18 protein-coding genes, 1 tRNA gene and 1 pseudogene are annotated in these 21678 nt (G+C 64.6%); 10 read left to right on the forward strand and 10 right to left on the reverse strand.

The window, feature by feature from the left end:
- Positions 1–66: 66 nt before the first annotated feature.
- Positions 67–378, reverse strand: a pseudogene (locus tag FHY18_RS16120) (integrase core domain-containing protein); the annotation flags it as partial.
- Positions 379–391: 13 nt separating this feature from the next.
- Between FHY18_RS16120 and FHY18_RS16125 the strand changes: the two are divergent.
- The 5 genes from FHY18_RS16125 to FHY18_RS16145 all read left to right on the forward strand — a co-directional run bounded on the left by FHY18_RS16125 (position 392) and on the right by FHY18_RS16145 (position 7495).
- The gene (locus FHY18_RS16125) at positions 392–550 is read left to right on the forward strand and encodes a DUF4113 domain-containing protein (RefSeq protein ID WP_259156826.1); all 159 of its coding nucleotides are present in this window, start codon (positions 392–394) and stop codon (positions 548–550) included.
- A 912-nt stretch (positions 551–1462) separates the two neighbouring features.
- Complete coding sequence (locus tag FHY18_RS16130) at positions 1463–2119, forward strand: DUF1629 domain-containing protein (protein ID WP_259156827.1); 657 nt, start codon at positions 1463–1465, stop codon at positions 2117–2119.
- Between the two features lie 33 nt (positions 2120–2152).
- Positions 2153–6121 carry an AHH domain-containing protein gene (locus FHY18_RS16135; RefSeq protein ID WP_326521214.1) on the forward strand — a complete coding sequence of 1323 codons (3969 nt, stop codon included), beginning with the start codon at positions 2153–2155 and terminating at the stop codon, positions 6119–6121.
- The gene (locus tag FHY18_RS16140; RefSeq protein ID WP_259156998.1) at positions 6075–6797 is read left to right on the forward strand and encodes a hypothetical protein; all 723 of its coding nucleotides are present in this window, start codon (positions 6075–6077) and stop codon (positions 6795–6797) included. Before FHY18_RS16135 ends, FHY18_RS16140 begins: the two co-directional genes overlap by 47 nt.
- Before the next feature lie 71 nt (positions 6798–6868).
- Positions 6869–7495, forward strand: coding sequence for a hypothetical protein (locus FHY18_RS16145; protein WP_259156828.1), 627 nt, complete (start codon positions 6869–6871; stop codon positions 7493–7495).
- Between the two features lie 26 nt (positions 7496–7521).
- On the opposite strand, the gene FHY18_RS16150 is transcribed toward FHY18_RS16145, so the two are convergent.
- From FHY18_RS16150 to dtd, 5 genes are all read right to left on the reverse strand, one after another.
- Positions 7522–7809 (reverse strand): site-specific DNA-methyltransferase, encoded by a 288-nt coding sequence (locus tag FHY18_RS16150; RefSeq protein ID WP_259156829.1) that lies wholly within the window; start codon positions 7807–7809, stop codon positions 7522–7524.
- 95 nt (positions 7810–7904) lie between these two features.
- Positions 7905–7980, reverse strand: a tRNA-Ile gene (locus tag FHY18_RS16155).
- A gap of 114 nt (positions 7981–8094) precedes the next feature.
- A complete protein-coding gene (locus FHY18_RS16160) occupies positions 8095–8418 on the reverse strand; it encodes a DUF6566 family protein (RefSeq protein ID WP_259156830.1) in 324 nt (107 codons plus the stop codon).
- A gap of 175 nt (positions 8419–8593) precedes the next feature.
- The gene (rpoD, locus tag FHY18_RS16165; protein WP_016902493.1) at positions 8594–10468 is read right to left on the reverse strand and encodes an RNA polymerase sigma factor RpoD; all 1875 of its coding nucleotides are present in this window, start codon (positions 10466–10468) and stop codon (positions 8594–8596) included.
- Positions 10469–10576: 108 nt separating this feature from the next.
- A complete protein-coding gene (gene dtd, locus FHY18_RS16170; protein WP_259156832.1) occupies positions 10577–11017 on the reverse strand; it encodes a D-aminoacyl-tRNA deacylase in 441 nt (146 codons plus the stop codon).
- A gap of 100 nt (positions 11018–11117) precedes the next feature.
- On the opposite strand from dtd, the gene FHY18_RS16175 reads away from it, so the two are divergent.
- The gene (locus FHY18_RS16175; RefSeq protein ID WP_326521215.1) at positions 11118–12032 is read left to right on the forward strand and encodes a lauroyl acyltransferase; all 915 of its coding nucleotides are present in this window, start codon (positions 11118–11120) and stop codon (positions 12030–12032) included.
- A gap of 48 nt (positions 12033–12080) precedes the next feature.
- Here FHY18_RS16175 and FHY18_RS16180 read toward each other — a convergent pair whose 3' ends face one another.
- Complete coding sequence (locus tag FHY18_RS16180) at positions 12081–12602, reverse strand: GNAT family N-acetyltransferase (RefSeq protein WP_259156834.1); 522 nt, start codon at positions 12600–12602, stop codon at positions 12081–12083.
- 241 nt (positions 12603–12843) lie between these two features.
- On the opposite strand from FHY18_RS16180, the gene ribA reads away from it, so the two are divergent.
- The 3 genes from ribA to FHY18_RS16195 all read left to right on the forward strand — a co-directional run bounded on the left by ribA (position 12844) and on the right by FHY18_RS16195 (position 16376).
- Positions 12844–13977: a GTP cyclohydrolase II RibA gene (gene ribA / locus FHY18_RS16185; protein WP_259156835.1), complete on the forward strand. Its 1134-nt coding sequence runs from the start codon at positions 12844–12846 to the stop codon at positions 13975–13977.
- 300 nt (positions 13978–14277) lie between these two features.
- Positions 14278–14877 carry a PH domain-containing protein gene (locus FHY18_RS16190; protein WP_259156836.1) on the forward strand — a complete coding sequence of 200 codons (600 nt, stop codon included), beginning with the start codon at positions 14278–14280 and terminating at the stop codon, positions 14875–14877.
- A complete protein-coding gene (locus FHY18_RS16195; protein WP_259156837.1) occupies positions 14874–16376 on the forward strand; it encodes a PH domain-containing protein in 1503 nt (500 codons plus the stop codon). The genes FHY18_RS16190 and FHY18_RS16195 overlap by 4 nt, the downstream gene beginning before the upstream one ends.
- A gap of 68 nt (positions 16377–16444) precedes the next feature.
- Here FHY18_RS16195 and FHY18_RS16200 read toward each other — a convergent pair whose 3' ends face one another.
- On the reverse strand, positions 16445–17503 hold the full coding sequence (locus FHY18_RS16200) for a CDP-glycerol glycerophosphotransferase family protein (RefSeq protein ID WP_259156838.1): 1059 nt from the start codon (positions 17501–17503) through the stop codon (positions 16445–16447).
- Between FHY18_RS16200 and FHY18_RS16205 the strand changes: the two genes are divergently transcribed.
- Positions 17504–18334 carry a glycosyltransferase family 2 protein gene (locus FHY18_RS16205; protein WP_259156839.1) on the forward strand — a complete coding sequence of 277 codons (831 nt, stop codon included), beginning with the start codon at positions 17504–17506 and terminating at the stop codon, positions 18332–18334.
- Positions 18335–18506: 172 nt separating this feature from the next.
- On the opposite strand, the gene FHY18_RS16210 is transcribed toward FHY18_RS16205, so the two are convergent.
- A complete protein-coding gene (locus tag FHY18_RS16210; RefSeq protein ID WP_259156840.1) occupies positions 18507–19787 on the reverse strand; it encodes an O-antigen ligase in 1281 nt (426 codons plus the stop codon).
- 152 nt (positions 19788–19939) lie between these two features.
- Positions 19940–21661 carry a glycosyltransferase family 39 protein gene (locus tag FHY18_RS16215; protein WP_259156841.1) on the reverse strand — a complete coding sequence of 574 codons (1722 nt, stop codon included), beginning with the start codon at positions 21659–21661 and terminating at the stop codon, positions 19940–19942.
- Positions 21662–21678: the final 17 nt, after the last annotated feature.

Genomic DNA, 21678 nt, shown 5'->3' on the forward strand with positions numbered 1-21678 from the left:
CATTGCCGTCGAGCGGTAATCCCACCCCCGATTACCGTACCATTCGAAAGTAGAGAATTCGACCTTCTACGGCACCTGGCAATTCGCTTGGGACCCGCAATTTCGGGCGAATTCTTCAGGGGTTTTCCATGCCAGTGCACTGTGGGGTCGCTCCTCGTTATAGAAGCGCTGCCACGCTTCGATTTTGCTCCGCGCATCGGCCAGTGACAAGAACCAGTGCTCATTCAGGCACTCCTGCCGCAGGCGCCCGTTGAAGCTTTCCACCAGCGCGTTGTCGGTCGGTGTCCCTCTGCGGTAGAAGTCCAGCTCCACGCCGTTTTCATACGCCCAGCGGTCCATCACCTTGCCGGAAAACTCGCTGCCGTTATCCACCTTGATCGCCGAGAAGCTGATGGACGCCTTGGACGCTATCAACCGACGCTTCGGCCGGATTAAGGCCGGCCTGGGTGCAAGCGGGTGGCAGAACTCTCCAGCGTGGGCTTCGCGGCAAGAGCTCTTGTCGGGACGCTTCACTACCTCCCTGGCAGATCTTCCGCGCGCCACGTGCTGACGGCGCGCCAGCAGGCCTGACTCAGCAGCTCGGCCTGGTTCCAAACTTATGCGGCACCTGCAGGCATTGCCAATCACGCGAGATGGGCGATAAGTGAGCGCGTGCTTAAGCGTAGGCGCAAGGCGGTAGCTGAAGCCCCTTACAGGCCCCTAATGGGAAATTTTTGGGATGATCACCGGAACAAGGTAATTTAGGTAATCCGCGCCAAGAAACACCACAACCTTCATATTTATCAACAGCTTATTTAACAATATTAAAAGTAATTAAAGGGTAATTGGGAGGCAATGGGATTACCTTTTGGGGAGGTAATCAAGATCCTAAGAAATACTCCTAAATTTCAATCACATAACTTTTCTTCGGGAGGCTGATCACCCTAAATCACCCCAAAAGGCAATCTTGAATTTCCCAGTTGCATCAATCAATTAGACCCTGTTTGAGGTCACTGATTACCGATTACCCGGTTCCGATGGCCTTTTACCGAAATGCGCCGGGAGGTCTAGCCACGGAACGCGGCCGCGCTCCCCCGCAAAGCCCCCAGGGCGCGCAGGGATCCGCAGGGAAGAGAGCCCCCCTTGAACCGCGCGGATCGGCAGCAGCAGCGCGGCCTACTGCCACCCTGCAGGGGTGCAGCGAAAACCATACATGAAGACCGGAGGCGTGGCGGGGCGACGATTGCGCGCACCAGGGCCAACGCTGTCCGTAGGCGTTGGGGGTTTTCCTACTGCGTCGGTCGCCGAAGACGGGCAACATAAGAGGCTGAATTCCCGTTCCAACAGGGCCTGCAGCATGCCCAACTTCTCCGCCTCCATTACTGGCGGTCAAGCACGAGGTGGGCATCTGACCGGGAGCAGCGAAGCGACCCACTTGTGGGCACCTGTTCGACGCATGATGGATTGTTGAGAGAAAGCACCTATGAACGAAGCAAAAGAAGCCCGCGCAACACTCCACAACGCACCTCAGAAAGGTGCTTTCTACATCCTCAGATCCGATATGGGGGGGGGCGGTCGCGGGCATGGCGTGGAGTTCGAGAACGAAGATGCAGTGCCATTCCCCATTGCCTACAGCCCGCCAGGCGAGGACGGGGGGCTAGCTGCATTGAAGGAGACCCCGCGCCTGCGCTACGACAGCCGCATTGGCGATATGCCTGATGACCTTGATAGTGGATTCAAGCGCTACTGGCTGGTCTCAGAGCCACTGAAGCAGATCTTAGAAGCTGCGGACCCAGAGGGCTTTGCTTTTGCGCTATGCGACTTCCGATTGGAAGATGGTACGCCCGGAGCACCGCACTATCTTTGTGAGGTAGTACGAATTATCGACGCCATCGACGAGGAAGCATCCACTGTTAAGGTGCTGACCGGGTATCCAAATGGAAAGTATTACAGTCTTACAGGGGGCGCCGAGTTGGCATTTAGGAAAGACGTGGTTGGGGCTGCGCATGTCTTCAGAACACCGCATACGGCAGATACCTTTTGCGATCGCTTCTTGCGCGACACCCTGATTTCCCAGGGATTCGGCAAATCACCCAAGAAGCGTGGCGTTCGACTAATCGACGCAGCAAATTACGGATAAAAATTTCTCCGCATGGATTTGGAGTAAAGACAGATGCCGGCCAGCAACGTCATCCTTGAAAGTCATCATGTCATTGAAAACACCATCTTTCGTAAGCATGACTTGCTCAAAAAGTTGGCCGATCATGGTTTGATCGACAAGGATGTATCGACCAATCGTCTCTATCTTCCTGTAGAAGGCAAGCTGGCTGACGAAATCGAAACCTCTCCCCACCGAGGACGCACCCGAAGCTCTTATACGGATGCAGTTATGGATTATCTTAACGATCTCGGTGACTCCTCCGATGGTCATGCCGCCATGTCCAACGACGCTGCCGCATTGAAGCGCGTCGCTGCCCAAGTCCACGACCTGCAAGACACTCTCAAAGTCGCACTGATCAATGGCGACATGTTCGCAACCACCCCGGATCACTTGACCAAGGCCGAGACCAACGCGCAAAACCACAGCACTATTTCCGAATACGAGCAATACCGCACCGCCCACGCCGACCAGCTGAAGACGCTGCGCTCCATGAGCAATGTCGAATCCGAATGGGCCGCGATCACGCACTCCGAACATCGGATCACACAGGTGATCGACGCCGCACGCACGACCGGCAAAAATCTGGTCGCGGTCCCGGATGAACGCGATGCCGTTATCCGCGAGATCGCCGGCCGAGAAGAATTGCGCATGGCGATTGCGCACGCCGAAGATGCTGGCCGAATAAGGCTATCCGAGTCCAACGCGGCCTTGGCACATCAGGTGTTGGATGACACGCCGACAACCATCGGCGGTGCTGCGCGCAGCATTCGCCAAGGCGCAGCCGCCACGTCGCATGCGCCGTATACACCAGTCTCGCAACGCGGCTTCGCCACCGCAGAGCTACTGGCCGGCGATCTATCTGCCGGACAGGCGCTACGCACCGCCGGCCTGCTAGCCACCGCCGCCGACACGGTGATGACAGGCCAACGCGCCACGCAGTTCCTCGGCCAGGACAACCCGCTCGCTGCGCAGTCGGAGCTTGCGCACTTTGCCGGCCGCAACGTCGGCGGCTGGGCCGGCGGTACCGCAGCTGCCTACGCGCTGGGTAGCTCGGGCGCCGGGCCGATGGTGCTGATCGCAGCCGATGCGTATTTCTTGAGTACCGCTGGCGAGAAGGCCGCCGCGTTGCTCGACAACCGCGCCATCTACACCCAGACCGATCGCGAGGGCACGCAGTGGTCGTTCAACGGCACCGCCTGGGCACGCGAGGGCAAGGCCGACACCACCAACGACGGGGTAGACAACCCCACCTCCACCCCCATCGTCGCCAGCTACGAGAAGGCACGCGAGCTCAATTACCAGGCCACCAACGCCGCTGCAGCGCTCGCCCTCAAGGATGCGCCCGCTCCGCAGGATCCGTATCGCCAGCCGGCCAATGCCACTGACCGCCCCAGCCTGAGCAGCGCCGACTGGCGACGCGATGCAGCGGACGGTCAGTGGCATCGGCTGGTCAAGGCCGAGATCTCTGGCGCCAATGATCGCGGCAGCTACGTGCAGGAAACCGCCCTGCCGCACCGCAAAGCCGAACTGGACGCGCAGGCGCAGGACACCATTGCCCGCAACATCGCCAACAGTCCCGCCGCGATCGCTGCGCGCTACGAACTGGCGCACCACCGCAGCGGCTGGGCGGCCGATGGCCTGCCGATGTCGCCAGCGGTGCAGCAGGCGCTGCCCGACCCAGATGCCTTGACCGCCTCAAACGGCCAGCGCTACTACCGCGACATCGAAGGCCAGTGGACCAGCAACGTTGCACCGCCCGATGGCAATCGCGTGCTGGAACTGGACACCATGCGCGCGATGTTGCAACCAGCGCTTGCCGAGCAGGCACAGGCGATTGCCACCATCCAGCAATCGCCGCAGGACATACAGGGCGAGCAGACACTCTACCGCTATCGCATTGTCGGCACCGAGTTGCAGCCGCAATGGCGCGAAGCAATCGAGCTGGCGACCCAGCGCACCCGCGAGGCAGAGGGACTTGCGGGCGACGGCGCGATGCAGTTGCAACGCGGCGCCGGTGGCACCTTCGGCGCCGATAGCCCGATTGCGCATCTGCAACGCGGCCCCGATGGCGTAGAGCGTATTGCAGTAGTCACCAGCACCGAGGACATCCGCCAGGCACTGAAGGAGATACAGGCGCGGCAGAACCAAGCCTTGCCGATACAGCAGCTGGCCTCTGCGCATCGCTCATCGGACGGATCCGCAGATGCGGACACGTCGTCTTCCGCCCCCTCCAACCAGCATGCGCTCGACGTGCAGGCGCGGGGCCAGGCAGCCAGCGCCGGGCAGGAGCGTGAGGAGCGGCAGCAGGAGGACCGGCAAGCGCAAGACCAGCAGCTGGCGCAGGCACGCGCGCACACGCTGCAGGAGCAAACCTCGCACGAAGACCGAGCACAGGACGCTCAGGCACTGCAGGCGCATGCATTGCAGGAGCTTCGCCAGCAAGAATCGCAACAGCTGGAGCAACAAGAACGCCAGGTACAGGACGCTCAGCAACGCCAACAAGCCCAGCAGCAGGAGCACGACACCCAACAGCGCGAACAAGTCCAGCAGCAGGCCCAGCAGACGCGCCAGCGCGAGCAGGAAACACGCCAAGCCCAGGATGCCCAGCAGAGCCAGCAGGAACGCCTGCAGGCGCAGAAGGTGCAACATCCCGAGCAACAGCCGCTGCACGCCCAAGCGGCTCCACAACGCGAGCAGGAGCCGGCACAGGAAGCAGTCTCGCGCGAGCCGTCGTCGCTCCATGCGCAAGACACATCGCCGCGCCAGCCCGAGCAGCGGTCAAACCCGGATGACGTCGCCCAACGGCCCCAGGAGCAGTTGGTAGAGCCTGAGCAAGCACAGGCATCCGACGTAGCGCAGCAGCGGCCGCAAAGCCAACAAGCGCAAGGAGAGCGCCCGCAGGAAGCCCAGCAGCAGACAGCGCAGAGCGCGGCGATCGCGCAGACAGCACCGGCAGATCAGCAGCAGGTTTCGGACCTGCACAGCGGCCAACGGTCGATTAGGGCGCAAGGCTCGGATGCGCACCAAGATGCACCGACGCAGCAGCCCGAGCAGCCGGCGGAAGCGTACCTGGCCCAGGCAGCGACCGCGCCTTCTGCGCCATCGCTCGCCACCCCGGTGGCCGCAGAACAGCGCGACGATCAACAGGCGCGCACGCCAAAGGCTCAAACACCGGAAGCAGCAGATCCCCCTGCAGCGTTGCCAGGGTCCGCCCACCTCGCGCAAGCGACAGGGCCATCACTGGACCTACCGACCGCTGGCCGCTCCGCCGGTGCACCCGAGGGCGCGGCCGATGCGCGCGAGCCGCTTTCCGCCTCCTTGGCAGATGAGCACAACCGTCCTGCCGCTGTGCCCGTCGATCCGAACTCCTGGGAGGAAATAGAGCGCTCCATGCGTGAGCTGCGCATCCAGCTCGAACAGGATCTCGAAACAGAAAACCGCGTCGCAGAGGCGCGGCAGGCGCGCGTGGACCGTGGCGATCGGCCGTTTACAGAGTTGGAATTGCGTGATGGGTACGATCCGGATGGCCCCTCTGGACTGAGACCACCACGCGCCCCGCCGGCAGACACCGCGCCACAACCTCTTGCCGCTGGCGAGCAGGAAGATCGGCCGCAGCCCCAGCGTAAAAACATCACCGGCGATCCGGATGTGGACGAGTTGCTGTACGCCATCGACTGCAAGAACGAACTGGCGATCGAACAGGCCTTGAAACGGGTCGCCAACAGTCCCTACAGCCAGGCCCTTGCCAAACAAGGGCATGAATTTCTGGATGCCCAGGCGATGCAGGAAGCGCAGGAACAGGCGAGTACGCGCCAGGCACTGAACATGGACGTCTCGACAGAGATGCAGACCAGCCGTGGCCCGGTGATGGTGATGACACTGCCGCAGTTCGCCAACGGACCGGCGATGCAAGGTCCGCAGGGTGACGGTGGTGGTGGCGGAGATGGCGGCGGTGGAGGCGGCGGTGGTGGTGGTGGATAGCCGGAACACGTGTAGCAAGTTGAATCATCGAGAGAACACTATGGACATGCAGAACACCTCCGCACTACCCGATGCCAACGGGTCGGAACGCACCCTAAAAGAATCGATCCAGGCCCTGGCGGCGATGATCGGGACGCTGCAGCGGCGCGAGCACGCCTTGGACGATCTGCTCCGGGAGCAGCTGCAGCTTCTGCAGAGCGCCGTCAACAGTGCCGATCAGCGCGTCAATCGCGTGGTGGAAAGCGCACTTCCCCGGCTAACGCAATTGAGCAATCAGGCGCTGACGCAAACGTTGGAACCGGCGGCCGAGCGATTCAACAAGAGAATGGCAACTGCGGAGCAGACGGTCCAGCAGGCAACCCAGCGTTACGCGCACGCACAGCACGCCCTGGAAAACACGACAACGCGGCGCATGTGGATCGCATCGATTGCCCTGCTGGTGGCGGGTGTCATCAGCGTCGTCGTCGCTGGCTATGCGCTCTACAGCACAAGAGCGGCTGTCGCGGAAGCCGCCCAACTCAGGGCAGAAATTACCTTCTTGGATCGTGTTGCTCGTGCCAATCTCGTTGCCTGTGGTAAGGACAGGCTATGTGCCGAGATTGACAAGAAAGCAGCGCGCTACGGTGATCGCGGGCAGTATCGCCTCATAAACTTGCGCAATGACACGACTCGCTGATCATGGCTAGGCTTACCATGCAATTATCCTGACGCCAAACTGCAATCCCCTTCAATGGACATAGCAATTCTATGAGCGAACCTCTGAGCGAGCCTTTGATACTTGGCGTGATTGCTGCGATTGCGGCGTTGTTGGGCTCACTTGTTGGGGCAAGCATTCCCACCACACTTTCCTGGTGGATTCATTACCAACAGCGAGAATCTGACATTGGCTATCTAGCTGTGACAGTTGGAGCCATCCTCGATCGTTACATCAGCGGCTGTATTGATGTCATGTATGACGATGGCATGCCGGACGCCGATGGCGAAACAGTACCAAGGGTTTCCTCACCCAGGTTGGAACTCTCTGCGCTAAACGTGAACTGGCGCTCTATCCCGGTCACTTTGCTAGATCGCATCTTTGCGATCCCAAATGCTCAACTATTGGCCCAAGATCGACTAGCCTGGGAGGCTGAATTCAGCGACTACCCAATTCTTGTGCGACAGATCGAGTACGGAAAGCTAGCGGAGAAGACTTTAAACGTAGTCAATGCACTGCGAAAGCATGCATTACTGCCAACCAGTCCGGAAGGCCGGCTCGATTACTCGGGAATGATCGAACAACACTTACCCAAGCTGGTCAAGAGACAACAAGAAATCGAGCAACAGCAGTGGACTCCGATCTTCCAACAGGATGAAGCCGCCCCAGAGGACGGCTAACAGCATTAATTCCTTTTTTGCACCGATTACAACTGACCAATCCGGCTCTTGGTGACCTCTGCATAGTGCTCAGTCTTCTCTACCCCGGTCCAGCAATAGCCTTCTAACTCCGCTGCTACCAACGTGGTGCCACTACCGGCGAACGGATCAAGCACGCGCCCACCTGACTCACAGATCCGCACCAGCTGTCTCATCAACTCGGTCGGCTTACCGGTCAGGTGATGCTTGTCAGCCTTGCGCACCGACTCACGGATGACACCCGGCAGCAATGGTGCACGGCGATCCAGCGGCATGTTGCCCTTGCTGCCCCACACGATGTATTCGGCCTGGTTCCGTAGCCCGAAGGGGTCAGGTTCACTTCTGAAACTACTAATCCTCAAACGTGCACAACATCCATCGTGGATGCGCGTGGTGGGCCCACCAGGATTCGAACCTGGAACCAAAGGATTATGAGTCCTCTGCTCTAACCGTTGAGCTATAGGCCCTGCTGCACAGCGCTCGCTAGTGCCGCATGCATGCATCGGGCCCATAGGAGTGGGGCAAGTTTACCTGTCTGTCAGCGAGCTTGTCTGCTGCATGTCAGGCACACCAACCACGCCTCACGCATCGGCCGTCTGTCGTTGCCTGTCGATCAGCAGGCGGCCCGCACGGAAGCCCTGCGCGATGGCGTCCTGATAGGTCTCCCAGGTCTGGTGCTGGTCGCTGATGCGCGGCAGCCGCGTGCTGCCGTTGTTGGCATAGACATCGACCCATAGCGTCCACCTGGCCGTCGGTGACGCCTGCTCGGCGCGTACGCGGATCTCGTGATCGCGGTAGGTGGTGGTCTCGAAGCGGCTTTGCCTACTCATTGGACGGTCTCGTTTCCATTCGGGCACCAACGTAGAAGTGCCGGTTGGAACATCAGGTGAGATTGGAGGAAACATCCACTTAATAGTGCGGTGCGGTCCGGTTTCGTCGCCGCAACGTGAAGCTGCGTAGCCTGGCCTGCGCCATTCCCGGCAGCGCATGCGGCAAGCGTCGCCCTACCGGGCCCCACAACGCAACAGCCCCGCATGTGCGGGGCTGTTGCGTGATCAGGTGAGCACGGCGACCGACAAATCAGTCGATGTCCAGGAACGAACGCAGCTGTTCCGAACGACTCGGGTGACGCAGCTTGCGCAACGCCTTGGCCTCTATCTGACGAATCCGCTCGCGGGTGACGTCGAACTGCTTGCCCACTTCTTCCAGCGTGTGATCGGTATTCATGTCGATACCGAAGCGCATCCGCAGCACTTTGGCCTCGCGCGGGGTCAGGCCGGCCAACACATCGCGCACCGTCTCGGAGAGGTTGATGTTGGTGGTGTTGTCGATCGGGGACTCCACGTTGGTGTCCTCGATGAAGTCGCCCAGATGCGAATCCTCGTCGTCGCCGATCGGGGTTTCCATCGAGATCGGCTCCTTGGCGATCTTCATCACCTTGCGGATCTTGTCCTCGGGCATGTCCATTTCCTTGGCCAGCTCCTCCGGCGTGGCCTCGCGGCCGAACTGCTGGAGCATCTGGCGGGAAATGCGGTTCAACTTGTTGATCGTTTCGATCATGTGCACCGGAATACGGATGGTGCGCGCCTGATCGGCGATCGAACGGGTGATGGCCTGGCGGATCCACCACGTTGCATAGGTCGAGAACTTGTAACCGCGACGGTATTCGAACTTGTCCACGGCCTTCATCAGGCCGATGTTGCCTTCCTGGATCAGGTCGAGGAACTGTAGGCCGCGGTTGGTGTACTTCTTGGCGATGGAGATGACCAGGCGCAGGTTGGCCTCGACCATTTCCTTCTTGGCCTTGCGTGCCTTGGCTTCGCCATAGGCCATCGCGCGGCTGATCTCCTTGATCTCGCCCAGGGTCAGGTAGTTGGCCTTCTCCATCTCGATCGAGCCCTGCTGCTCGGAGACGATCTGGTCCTTGACGTCGCGCAGCGCCGACGACCACTTCTGCTTGCGCTTGAGTGCGTCTTCCACCCATTCCAGGTTGGTCTGGTTGCCTTCCCAGGAGCGGATGAAATCCTTGCGCGGCATGCGTGCCACGGTGGTGGCCAGGTGCAGCACCTTGCGCTCGTGATCCTTGATGCCGTTGACCACGCCACGCAGCTGGGTGACCAGCGCATCGGTCAGCGGCAGCGGCAGCTTGAGCGTGGTGAAGATGGCAGCCATGTCTTCGCGCGCCTTGACCACCAGTTTGTGCTCGGCGCCGTTCTTGGCATAGATCTTCTTGAACTTGGCGTATTCGTTCGCCAGGTTCTCCATGCGCGTGGCCACTTCCACCGGGTCCGGACCGGTCGGGCCGGCCTCTTCCTCGGCAGCGTCGTCGTCGCCGTCTTCGTCGTCGTCTTCATCGACGGCGTCTTCGTCCACGGCCACCGGGCCGGCAGCGGCCAATGCAGCGGCGGCAGCGTCGGCTTCTTCGATCAGGTCGTTGAAGCCGACCACGATCTCGGCCAGACGCTTCTTGCCTTCCTTGTGCGCTTCGTAATCGGCCAGCAGCATTTCGGTCGACAGCGGGAACACACCCAGTGCTGCCTGGACCTGGCTCAGGCCTTCTTCGATACGCTTGGCGATGGCGATTTCGCCTTCGCGGGTCAGCAGCTCGACCGTGCCCATTTCGCGCATGTACATGCGCACCGGGTCGGTGGTACGACCACCTTCGGTGTCGAGCGCGGTCAGCGCGGCGGCAGCTTCTTCGGCTGCGGTGTCGTCAACCTCGCGGTTGCCGGTGTTGCCATCGTTGAGCAACAGGGTTTCAGCATCGGGCGCAACTTCATGGACATCGATGCCCATGCCGTTGATCATGCTGATGATGTCTTCGATCTGCTCCGGGTCGACCAGGTCGTCGGGCAGATGGTCATTGACTTCGGCGTAGGTCAGATAGCCCTGTTCCAGGCCCTTGCTGATCAGTAGCTTGATGTCGGATTGCTGGGCAGGACGTTCGTTGGCCATGAGTGCTCGCGCCACCGGCTTTGAGATTGGAAAGAGAACCTAGCATTATACCAGCGTGAAGCCCGGTCTGCCGGAATCAAGACGGGACCGCTGGTGGAACTGCGCTGGCTAGGGTCTGAGAAGGAAGGTCACCGGGCCATCGTTGACCAGGTCGACAACCATATGGGCACCGAAGCGCCCGGTTTCCACCCCGCCGCGATGTTTTTCGCGGCAGATCGCCACCAATTGATTGAACGCCCGTTCAGCCTCCTGCGGCGGCGCGGCGGTACTGAAGCCCGGCCGGTTGCCGGAGCTGGTGTCGGCCGCGAGCGTGAACTGGCTGACCAGCAGCAGACCGCCGCCGGTATCGGTGAGTGAGCGATTCATCTTGCCGGCGTCGTCGCCGAATACCCGGTAGCTGAGCAGGCGCTCGGCCAGGCGCCGGATCTGCGCATCGCTGTCGCCGGGCTCCACGCCGACCAGCGCCAGCAGCCCGGGACCGATCTGCCCGACGATCCGCTCATCGACGGTGACCGAGGCCCGGGTGACGCGCTGGATCAGGGCGAGCATGCAGAGTCCTGGGTAGCAAAGTGTGCCGTGCAGCATGCCCAGCGCTGCCCGCACTGTCACCTGCGGGTCTTCGCCGGCCACGCTGTTTAGAATTGCGCGAATGACACCTGATCTTCGCGCTCGCCTGCTCTATGCCACCGCCGCCACCGTGGGCCGCCTGCCGTGGCCGCTGCTCAAACGCATGGCCGATGCGCTGGCCTGGAGCTGGCGCAAGCTCAACGCGCGCGAAGCCCGCGTGGCACGCCGCAACCTGGAACTGGCCTACCCGGAATTGCCGGCAGAGCAGCGCGCGCAGTTGCACGCACAGATCCTGCGCTCGACCGCGCGGCAGACGCTGGAAGTGCTGCGAACCTGGACCCGCCCGCCGGCCGAAAATCTGGCCCGCCTGCAGCGCAATGGCCAGGACCTCTACGACGCGGCGCTGGCCTCCGGGCGTGGCGTGATCGTGGCGGCGCCGCACTTCGGCAACTGGGAATTGCTCAACCAGTGGCTGTCCGAACGTGGCCCGATCGCCATCGTGTACCGGCCGCCCGAGTCCGAAGCGGTAGACGGGTTTCTGCAACTGGCGCGCGGCGGCGACAACGTGCGCCAGGTGCGTGCCGAAGGCCCGGCGGTGCGGCAGTTGTTCAAGGTGCTCAAGGACGGTGGCGCGGTCGGCATCCTGCCCGACCAGCAACCAAAGATGGGCGATGGCGTGTTTGCGCCGTTCTTCGGCATCCCGGCGTTGACCATGACCCTGGTCAACCGACTTGCCGAGCGCACCGGCGCGATCGTGCTGTACGGCTGGTGCGAGCGCGCCGGTGGCGACCTGCAGTTTGCCTTGCACGTGCAGCCGGCCGACCCAGCGGTGGCCGACCCCGACCCGGTGCGCGCGGCCAGCGCACTCAACGCCGGCATCGAACAGATCGCCCGGCGCGACCCGGCGCAGTACCAGTGGACCTACAAGCGCTACACGCTGCGCCCGCCGGGCAGCGGCGAGGCCAACCCGTACGCCACCGAGCGGCATCCGCACTGATCGCCACACCGCGCAGGCCTGATCGCGCGCGGCAGCCAGGTCGGGGCATCAATCGTCGTGCGGGTCTGCAGGCGTCGCCAGAATGCGTTGATAGAACGCCAGATCCAGCCAGCGACCGAACTTGAAGCCGGCCTCGCGCACGGTGCCGGCATGGGTGAAGCCGAACTGTTCGTGCAGCGCGATGCTGGCCTGGTTGCTGGCGTCGATGCCACCGACCAGCACGTGCACGCCACGCTGCTCTGCCGCAGCGATCAGCGCCTGCAGCAATACCCGCCCCAGGCCTTTGCCGCGGTGGTCCTGATGCACATAGATCGAATGCTCGACGCTGTACTTGAACGCCGGCCAGGCGCGAAAGGTGCCGTAACTGGCAAAGCCCATCAGGGTGCCATCGGCATCTTCGACGCCGATCACCGGAAATCCGCCCGCGCGCTTGGTGGCAAACCAGCCGACCATGCTCTCCGGCTGACGCGGCCGGTAGTCGTACAACGCGGTCGAGTTGGCGATGGCCTCGTTGAAGATGTCCAGGATCGCGCTGGCGTGACGCGACTCATTGCAGTCGATAAGGCGCATGGGGTCTGCTGAACGGAAAGATCGCCTGATTAGAAAGCATTGCCGGGCGCTGAACAACGCGGGCGGCGCACAACCAATCGGCGCCTGTGCTGTCACTCAAACGCAGCCACTGGATGCAGCGTTCCACCCGCTGCAGGCAACCGGCCGTTGCCAAGCACGCGACAATGGCGGCATGCGGCCGGCACTGGCGCGGTGGCGGCCGCCTTGAAGCGGCCGTGGCAATCCCCATCTGGAGTCGTGCATGAGCAGCCCCGTCCCCTCCCCCAGCGCACAGGCCTTCGGCGATCCGGCAGCCATCCGCTGTGAGCGCGCCGCCTCCGAGTTGCGTGCTGGCCGGCCGGTGCTGCTCACCGCCGCGGGCGGGCAGTCGCGCGCCGTGCTGGCGCTCGATAGCAGCACGGCGCAGTCGTATGCCGCGTTCGCGCGCGCGGCGCAGGGCCGCCACTATCTGTTCGTCACGCCCACGCGCGCGCAGGTGCTGGGGCTGACCGCGCCGCAGGGCGCACGCGTCGCGCTGGCCGACTACAGCTACGACCAGCTCGCCGCCCTGGCCTATCTGCGCGACACCCCGGTGCCGGCGCACTGGGCCGCTGGCGATGCGCTGGATGCCGGCGGCGTGGAGATTGCCCGGCTGGGGCTGCTGCTGCCGGCGCTGCTGGCGGTGGACCTGCGCGACGTGCACGACCATGCCGCCTTCGCGGGCTGCCAATCGCTGGCGCTGGACGACCTGGGCAGCGGTTGCGCCAAGTCGGCCGCAGCCGGCTACGAGCTGGTTACCCGCACGCCGGTGCCGCTGCGCGGCCTGGGCATGAGCGAATTCGTGGTGTTCCGTGGCGGCGTCGCGCAGCGCGACCAGGTGGCGATCGTGGTGGGACAGCCCGACCTGTCGGCCGCGGTGCCGGTGCGCGTGCACTCGTCCTGCCTGACCGGCGACCTGTTCGGCTCGCTCAAGTGCGACTGCGGCGACCAGCTGCGGCACGGCCTGGCCAAGTTGAAGGACCTGGGCGGCGGCGTGCTGCTGTATCTGGATCAGGAAGGCCGCGGCACCGGCATCGCCGCCAAGATGCGCGCCTACGGGTATCAACATGCGGGGCTGGATACCATCGATGCCGATGCGCAGCTGGGCTTCGGCCCGGACGAGCGCCGCTACGGCAGCGCGGTGGCGATGTTGCGCGGCTTGGGGATCGGTCGCATCCGGCTGCTGACCAACAACCCGGCCAAGGCCGAACGCTTGCGCGCCGCCGGGATCGCGGTGGAAGACCGCATCCCGGTCACCGGCGATATCACCCCCGAAAACGAGCAGTATCTGCGCACCAAGGCCGCGCGCGCCGGGCATGCGCTGGATGTGGATGCGCTGATTCTGGCTGCGCAGTAAGCGCGGGCAGCGGGGCTGCCTGATCGACGGCGGCGGCACGCAGGCGCGCTGTGTGGCGTCGGCGCATCCGCTAACGATGCCTGGAGCTGACCACTGCGGGGGGCTTCCCGGCCAAGGTTTGGTGTCGACGGCCATCGCTGCGCGCCATCGGCGTGGCCGTCGGTCCGGGTATTCCAATGCGTGGCGCAACCGCGCGCGGTGATGAAGACCGCCTTCGACCACACAACGTGTCCGCCCAGGCACTGCGGCGACAGCTGTCAGCCGTCCAATCCGGCTCCTCGCGACCCACGGCCATGCCGGATGCGTCCTGACCGGGTGCCCGGCTATGCTTGCGCACCGCTTCTGCAGGCCCGCCTCGTGCACGACGCTCCACCGCCGCACCCCGACATCCTGGTCCGCGCCGCGTCTGCCCAGCCACTGCCCGTGGACCACGCGCACTGGCAGCAATTGCCTCGCCGGGGCGCCTACGTGGCGGCGGTCAACGGCGCACTTGGCGGTGGCTGTGCCGGCCTGATCGCGGCCGGCGTCACTGTCACCGTGCTGCACGCCTGGCACTACTGGCCGGCGGTGCTGGGGGTGACAGTGGCGATGGCGGTGCTGTGCGCATGGCTGGCAGTCAAACGGCACCGGCTCACGCTGTGGAAACTCGACCAGCACGGCCTGGCGCTGCAACGCGGGCACCTGTGGCAGAGCGACACCCGCGTGCCGATCTCGCGTGTGCAGCACGTGGATCTGCGCCGCGGCCCGATCGAACGCGCCACGCACCTGACCACGCTGGTGGTGCACACCGCCGGTAGCCGTCTCAACGCGGTAGCGCTGTCCGGGCTGGACCAGGCCGATGCCGAGCATCTGCGCGACCGCCTGGCCCGCCAGCTCGATCACCACGACGACGCGCTGTGAGCGCCATCGAACACCCCGGCCACGACGAGCAGCGCCTGCACCCGCTGTCGTGGGTGTTCGTGCTGCTGCAGCAGATCCGCCAGTTCCTGATCCCGCTGGTCGCCCTGGCCGTGTTCGGCAGCCGCGACGGCAGCCGCGATTTCACCGACCACATCGCCACCGCAGCGGTGATCGCAGTGCTGGTCGCGATTTCGGTGCTGCGTTACTTCACCTACCGCTATCGGATCGGGCAAGACAGCGTGGCGATCCGCAGCGGCCTGCTGGAGCGCAGCCGGCGCGATATTCCGTTCGCGCGTATCCACAACGTGGTGGTGCATCAATCGCTGCTGCACCGGCTGGCCGGCGTGGCGGAAGTGCGGCTGGAGTCGGCCGGCGGGCACAAGCCCGAGGCGGAAATGCGCGTGCTGCGGCTGGACCAGGCCCTGGCGCTGGAAGATCTGATACGGCGCCGCGCCCACCACGTCGATGCGGCGGTGGTGCAGGACGACGACCGCACCACCTTGCTGCGCCTGCCGCTGGGCGAAGTGATCCGGCTGGGCCTGATCTCCAACCGCGGCATGGTGGTGGTGGCTGCCAGTTTCGGCGTGATCTACCAGATGATTCCGCGCCGCGTGGCATCCAGCTTTATCGAGACCAATGGCGAGCTCGCCTACCGCTATGTCAGCCAGGTCCATCCGGGCGCGGCGGTGACCACGATCCTGGTGGCGATCGCTGCCATGGCGGTGCTGCTGGCCATGCGTGCGCTGTCGGTGGCCCTGGCGGTGGCGCAATACCACGGCTTTCATCTCAGCGAATCGGAGCGACGCCTCACCGTGGAGCGCGGTCTGCTGACGCGGATCCGCAGCAGCGTGGCGCTGCGGCGGATCCAGTCGTGGACGGTGTACGAAAGCCGCCTGCATCGCCTGTTCGGCCGCCGCCAGCTGCGCGTGGACACCGCCGTGGCCAGCGCCGGCGACAACCGCGACAGCGCGTTGAAGGAGCTGGCACCGATCGCCGAGCCGCAGCGCTGCGATGCCTTGCTGCAGCATCTGCTGCCCGGCATTGCCTGGCCGCCGGCGCAGTGGCAGGCGATCGCAACGCATTGCTGGTGGCGGCTGAGCCTGCCGACGCTGCTGATGTTGCTGCCGCTGGTTGCCGGGCTGGCGTGGCAGTTCGGCAGCCAGGCGGCGTGGTTGCTGCTGTGGCTGCCGTGGAGCGCCTTCAAGGCGCATCGCCAGGTGCAGCGCATGGGCTATGCAGTGGATGCGCGCTACGTGGCGGTGCGCGGCGGCTGGTGGAAGCGCTGGTGGCGACTGGCCGAACTGGACAAGCTGCAGGCGCTGCAGCTGCAACGCTCGCCGCTGGATCGCCTGACCGGCACCGCCACGCTGTGGCTGGACACCGCCGGTGCCAGCACCACCGGCCCGGCGCTGCGCCTGCGCTTTGTGCCATTGGCGCAAGCGCAGGCGCTGCAGACGCAACTGGGCGCCGCACTGGCACGGCGCAAGCTGCGCTGGTGATCGGGAATCGGGATTGGGTGGACGTTGCTGTTGGCAGCGCTATCTCGTCAGCGATCGACCAGCAGCGATCAATGCTGCGCCGGGCCCCAGTATCCAAGCTCGCGGCGGATCTGAAGGCCTCGCCACAATGCGCCCAGCGGCTTGCGTCGCAGCGTGCCGAGCTTGCCGGCAATGAACGCGTCGGTGGCGGCGATCACCCGTTCGGACGAATGCCCGTCGCGATACGGGTGGATCGCATCGGCATAGGCGGCCAGTGCGTTGCGCAACGCGGCATCCGGCGCCAGCGCGCGCGCCAGCTGCTGCGGCAACTGCGCCGGCTGCTGAAAGTCGAGCATATGCGGCTGCGGCACGCGGTTGCGGAAGGTCACCACCGGTTTGTGCTGCACCACGAACTCGGAGACGATCGATGAGGTATCGGAGACCAGCACATCGGCCGCACGCTGCGCCGCCACGACCTCTTCGGGCTCGACAAACCGCGCATTGGCACCGGCCAGCGCGCGATAGCGGTCGAACAGCTCCGGCGCGCATTTGGGATGCAGGGTGAGCAGCCAGTAGTGCGCACCGCGGCCGATATCGGCAGCGATTTCCTCGTACAACTCAGGTGCCGCGCTGAGCCGCTCGGTAAAGGTGGAACCGAACAGGATCACCGGCCGCCCGTTGGCGGGCGTACGCAGTGCGGCGCTGTGCCCGCCGTCATCGCGGAACACCGGGTCGAGCTTGGGCCAGCCTGTTTCCACCACCGCAAAATGGCCATCGCGCGTCGCCAGCGCACGAAATGGCGCAGTGGTGGCCGGGCCTTGCGTGCAGTACAGATCGAACAAGCCGCGCACGCGGAAGTGGCCACGATTGTCCTCGCGCTTTTGCACGTTGAAGCCGTGGAAGAGCTGCACCTTGGCGCCGGAGACAAACGGCGGCACCCAGTTGGCCGCACTGAATACCGCGCGCGGACGCAGCGCCAGCGCCTCGCGCAACCCCACTTCGCGCACGTCCGGCAGCACCAGCCCGCGCGCGCCGCCCTCGTACCAGGCGGCAACGGTGTCGCCGCGGGCCTGTAATGCCTGCGCCAATGGCGCCAGAATAGGCAACGCGTAACGCTCCGTTGCGAACAGCAGGTAATCGGCCATCACATGTCCTCTTCGACCGCACCCGACGAACGGCCTCGCATCAGCGCCTGCATTATCGCGTTCAACGAGGCCGATCGCCTACGCGACTGCCTGACTTCGCTGGCGTTCTGCGATGAGATCGTGGTGGTGGACTCCGGTTCCACCGACGCCACTGCAGACATCGCCGGCGCGCACGGCGCGCGCGTGCTGCAACGCGCCTTCGACGGCTACCGCAGCCAGAAGGCGTATTGCGTGGCGCAGGCCAGCCACGACTGGGTGCTGTGCCTGGATGCGGACGAGCGCATCAGCGACGGCCTGCGTGCAGCGATCCTCGCCGCGCGCGATGCCGGCTTTGCCGACGCGGCCGGCTACCGTTTTGCGCGGCTCTCCGAGTATTTCGGCCGCTTCCTGCGCCACGGCAATGCGTACCCGGACCGTGTGCTGCGCCTGTTCGACCGACGCCGCGGCGGCTGGCGCGGCAAGCGCGAGATCCACGAGGCGGCCAGTGTCGATGGTGCTGTGGCCACCTTGCGCGGCGACCTGATCCACTACCCCTACCGATCGCTGATGCAGCAGCTGGCCAAGACCCAGCGCTACGCGCAGATGATGGCCGAGCACGACTACGCCCGCGGCAAGCGTGCGACCTGGAGCAAGCTGGTGTTGGCGCCGGCCTGGCGCTTCTGGCGCGGCTATCTGCTGCGCGGCGGGTTTCGCGATGGCTGGCACGGGCTGATCTACGCCTATGTGCGCGCCAATTACGTGCGCCAGAAGACCATCATGCTGTGGCTGCTGCAGCGCAACCAGCCGGTGCAGGACCCGCCACGCGCCGTGGATGGACGCAGCGACCGGGCTTAGCCGGCACTACAACTGCGTCACTGTCAGGTGGGGCGACCGGTGGTGCCAATTGGCATGCCCGTACTACACGTGCGGCACTTCGCATGGCGGCCAGCCGCTCGACCGCTTGCCAGGGGTATGGGCCGCTACCAGGCAACCAGGCTCGCAATCCGCTAAGCGTCCAACCGACCGCTCATGACGGGTTGACGACCGCCTTCGGCATCGCCGGCTGCGCCTGGCGCGCTGCCAGACCCACCAGGACACCTACCAGCGCCGAATAGAAGCTCGCCGATACCTGGTGCGCGAACATCGACTGGGTCAACCCGCACAGGGCATAACTGATCACGATCATCACCCCGGCCGCCGCCGGCCCGCGGAACTGCACGTGCCCGCTACGCCGATGCAAGCGCACGAATACCCACAGCGGCACCCCATACACCGCAATCAGCAGCAACAGGCCCGGCACACCCTGGGTTGCGGCCCATTCGGCCAGATCGTTGTGCGCATGACCCAGATGGCAGCGGAGCAGCGCGTTATCCGCAGCACACACCGGCAGCTCATGCATCGCATCGTCGAAACGGCCCACGCCGACGCCGGTCAAAGGATGCGCAAGCACGGTATGCCAGGCCACATGCAGACGCTCGATACGGGCACCTGCGGACGAATCGCTGTCGCCGACTTCATAGCGCTGCAGATCGCTCTGCAACTCGCCCAGGCGCATTTGATCGGTCAACGCAGGCACGCTGGCGACCACGCCTACCGCCAGCACCGCACCGCCGACGAACGTCAGCAGCCGCATGCGCGCGCTATGCCAGGGCGCGCCCCAGGCCAGCACGCCCACGGTGGCCAGCAACGCCAGCCACACCCCACGACTGCCGCTCAGCACGATCACCAGCAGCGTGGCGAGCGCCGCGCCCACCAGCCAGCGCACGCCGCCGGTTGGCCGGCAGAACGCCACCACCACCAGCAACATCATTGCGATATCGGCGAAGACAATCGCGTTGGTAAAGCCTTCCGCACGGTCGGCACCCTTCATCACTTGCAGCAGTGCGATCAGCATGGCCGCAAACACACCGGTCAATGCACCTCGCCACAGCCAAACCTGGCGCGGCTGCAACGCATAGGCCCATAGCGCCGCCCAGGGCAGCACCAGAAACCGCGAGCGGTTGCCCACATCGCGCAGGCCGTGCTCGAACAAGACGATCGACAGCAGCGACATCGCAATCACCGCCACCGTCAGCCAGCCCACCGCGCGCAACGCGCCGCTGCGAGCCGCGATACCGGCACGCAGGCTACGCCAGCCGACCAGCGAGCCAAGCAACAGGCACACGCCGAACGGCAGCAACCCGCTGGGCATGCTCACCACCAGCGCGGTCAGCGTAAACACGCCCAGCTCGGCAATGCCCACGCCCGCGCGCGATGCGACGGGCACGGATTGCGGAAGCGATGCGGGCTGGGTGCGCAATGAATTCATCGAAAGATCGGTGGCGAAAGGAGACAGGACAGGCACGGCGCGTCAGCGACGCGGGCCAAGCTAACGATGTCCCGCATGAATGCCTGCTAGACAACAGCCGGCCACTGCTTTGGGGTGATGCGGGCAGGACCTGAACTGCGCGCGTGAAGGGCTCATTCGACGTCCAGGTTGCCCTGCTCCTTTTCCTCGACCGCCTTCTCCGTGGAGCTGGCCACGCAGTCGCCCTGAACGGCATCGGCCGGCACCAGCCACCAGCGCCGCCGGTTGGCCACACCGACCAGCTGGCTGCGGCTGCGGTCCACGCAGCCCAGCAGCGCCGTCTCCTGCGCCAGCAGCCAACGCTGGCCAGGTTGCGCTGACTGCCAGGCCACGCCACGTCGCAACTGTTCTTCCCATGGCACCTTGAAGCCGAAGGTCTGCGCCGGGCGGTCTGCCATCAGCAGGTTCTGCTCCTTCCAGGCCACCAGGCCGAGCTGGGCCTCCGGGCCGATACGGCGCCCGGCCTCGCGCATCACCGCGCCGGCCGAACTGGACTCGTTGAAGATCGGGTAGCAGACCAGCCCGAACGCCACCCACCACGCGCCCAGCAGAGACACCACCGCCAGCGCGGAGCGGTGCACGCGCAACAGCAGCAGGCTGGCCACGCCCCAGGTGCCTACCGCCAGCAGCAGCCAGCCCAGCGGGTCGGTGGCTTCGCTGCCGACGCCGCGGCTGTCCATGATCTTCTGCTCGAATCCCGGGTGGCCGATCAGCATCGCCGCCCCGCCTGCGACAAATGCAACGGTCAACAGCAGCGCAAAACCAAACAGCACCCGCTGCACCCCGGCCCGGCGCAGCAGGCCCGCAGCCAGCGGCGCCAGCGCCAGGCAGAACATCGGCAGCGCCGGCAGGATGTAGACATCGCGCTTGCCGTTGGGGATGGTGAAGAACACCAGTACCAGCAGCCACCACGCCAACGGCAGCAGATAGCGCGCATCGCGCCGGCGCAACCTCCGCCGCCACGCCGGAATCGCCCACGGCAACAGCAGGATGGTGGGCATCCACATCGTGGCCATGCTTTGCAGGTGGTACCAGACCGGCTGCGCGTGGTCCCAGGAACTGGCGTAGCGCTTGGCGGTCTGGCGCAGCAGGATGTCGTTGAGATACACGCGGTATTCGGGCTGGCCGGCGGTGAGCGCGGTGATCATCATCGGCACGAACCACAACGCGATCGCGACGAAGAAGAACAGCGGCCCGAGCCAGAAGCGGCGGTCGCGCACATGCATGCGCACGCCCGGCCAGCCGCGTGCGGCGGCAATGCCGGCCGGGATCAGCATCAATAGCGCGATGATGCCCACGCCCTTGGTGATCACGCCCAGCCCTGCGGCAAACCATCCCAACGTCCACCAGCGCCAGGCCGGGCCCATCAACAGATGCCGCAGCAGCCCGTAATTGGCCAGGGTGATCCAGAACACCACCAGCGGATCGATCTGCGCCTTCTTGGCCTGGAAGGTGAAGTGCAGGGTGAACAGCAGCATCCACGCGGCATACGCCCCCACCCGCGGCGTCCACAGCCGCCGGCCCAGGTCATAGACGCAGGCCAGCGTGCCCAGCGCCGCCAGCAGCGACGGCAGCAGGAACGCAACACGCCAGTTGCCCAGCAGCGTATAGAACAGCGCCTGCAGCCACATCAGCATCGGCGGCTTGTCCGAATACAGCTCGTTGCCGCGATGCGGGAACAACCAGTCCCCGCTCAGCACCATCTGCTTGGCGACCAGCGCAAAGCGCGGCTCGTCCGATGGCCAGGGGTCGCGCAGGCCCAGCCCGGCGCCGATCACCAGCACCGCAGTGATGGCCAGCAACCAAACATCCTTCGAGGCACGGGTCTTGAGCATGGCGGGTGGCAATGGGA

Origin of the sequence: Xanthomonas sp. 3793 (assembly GCF_024806835.1) — a bacterium.
Lineage (GTDB): Bacteria > Pseudomonadota > Gammaproteobacteria > Xanthomonadales > Xanthomonadaceae > Xanthomonas > Xanthomonas arboricola_F.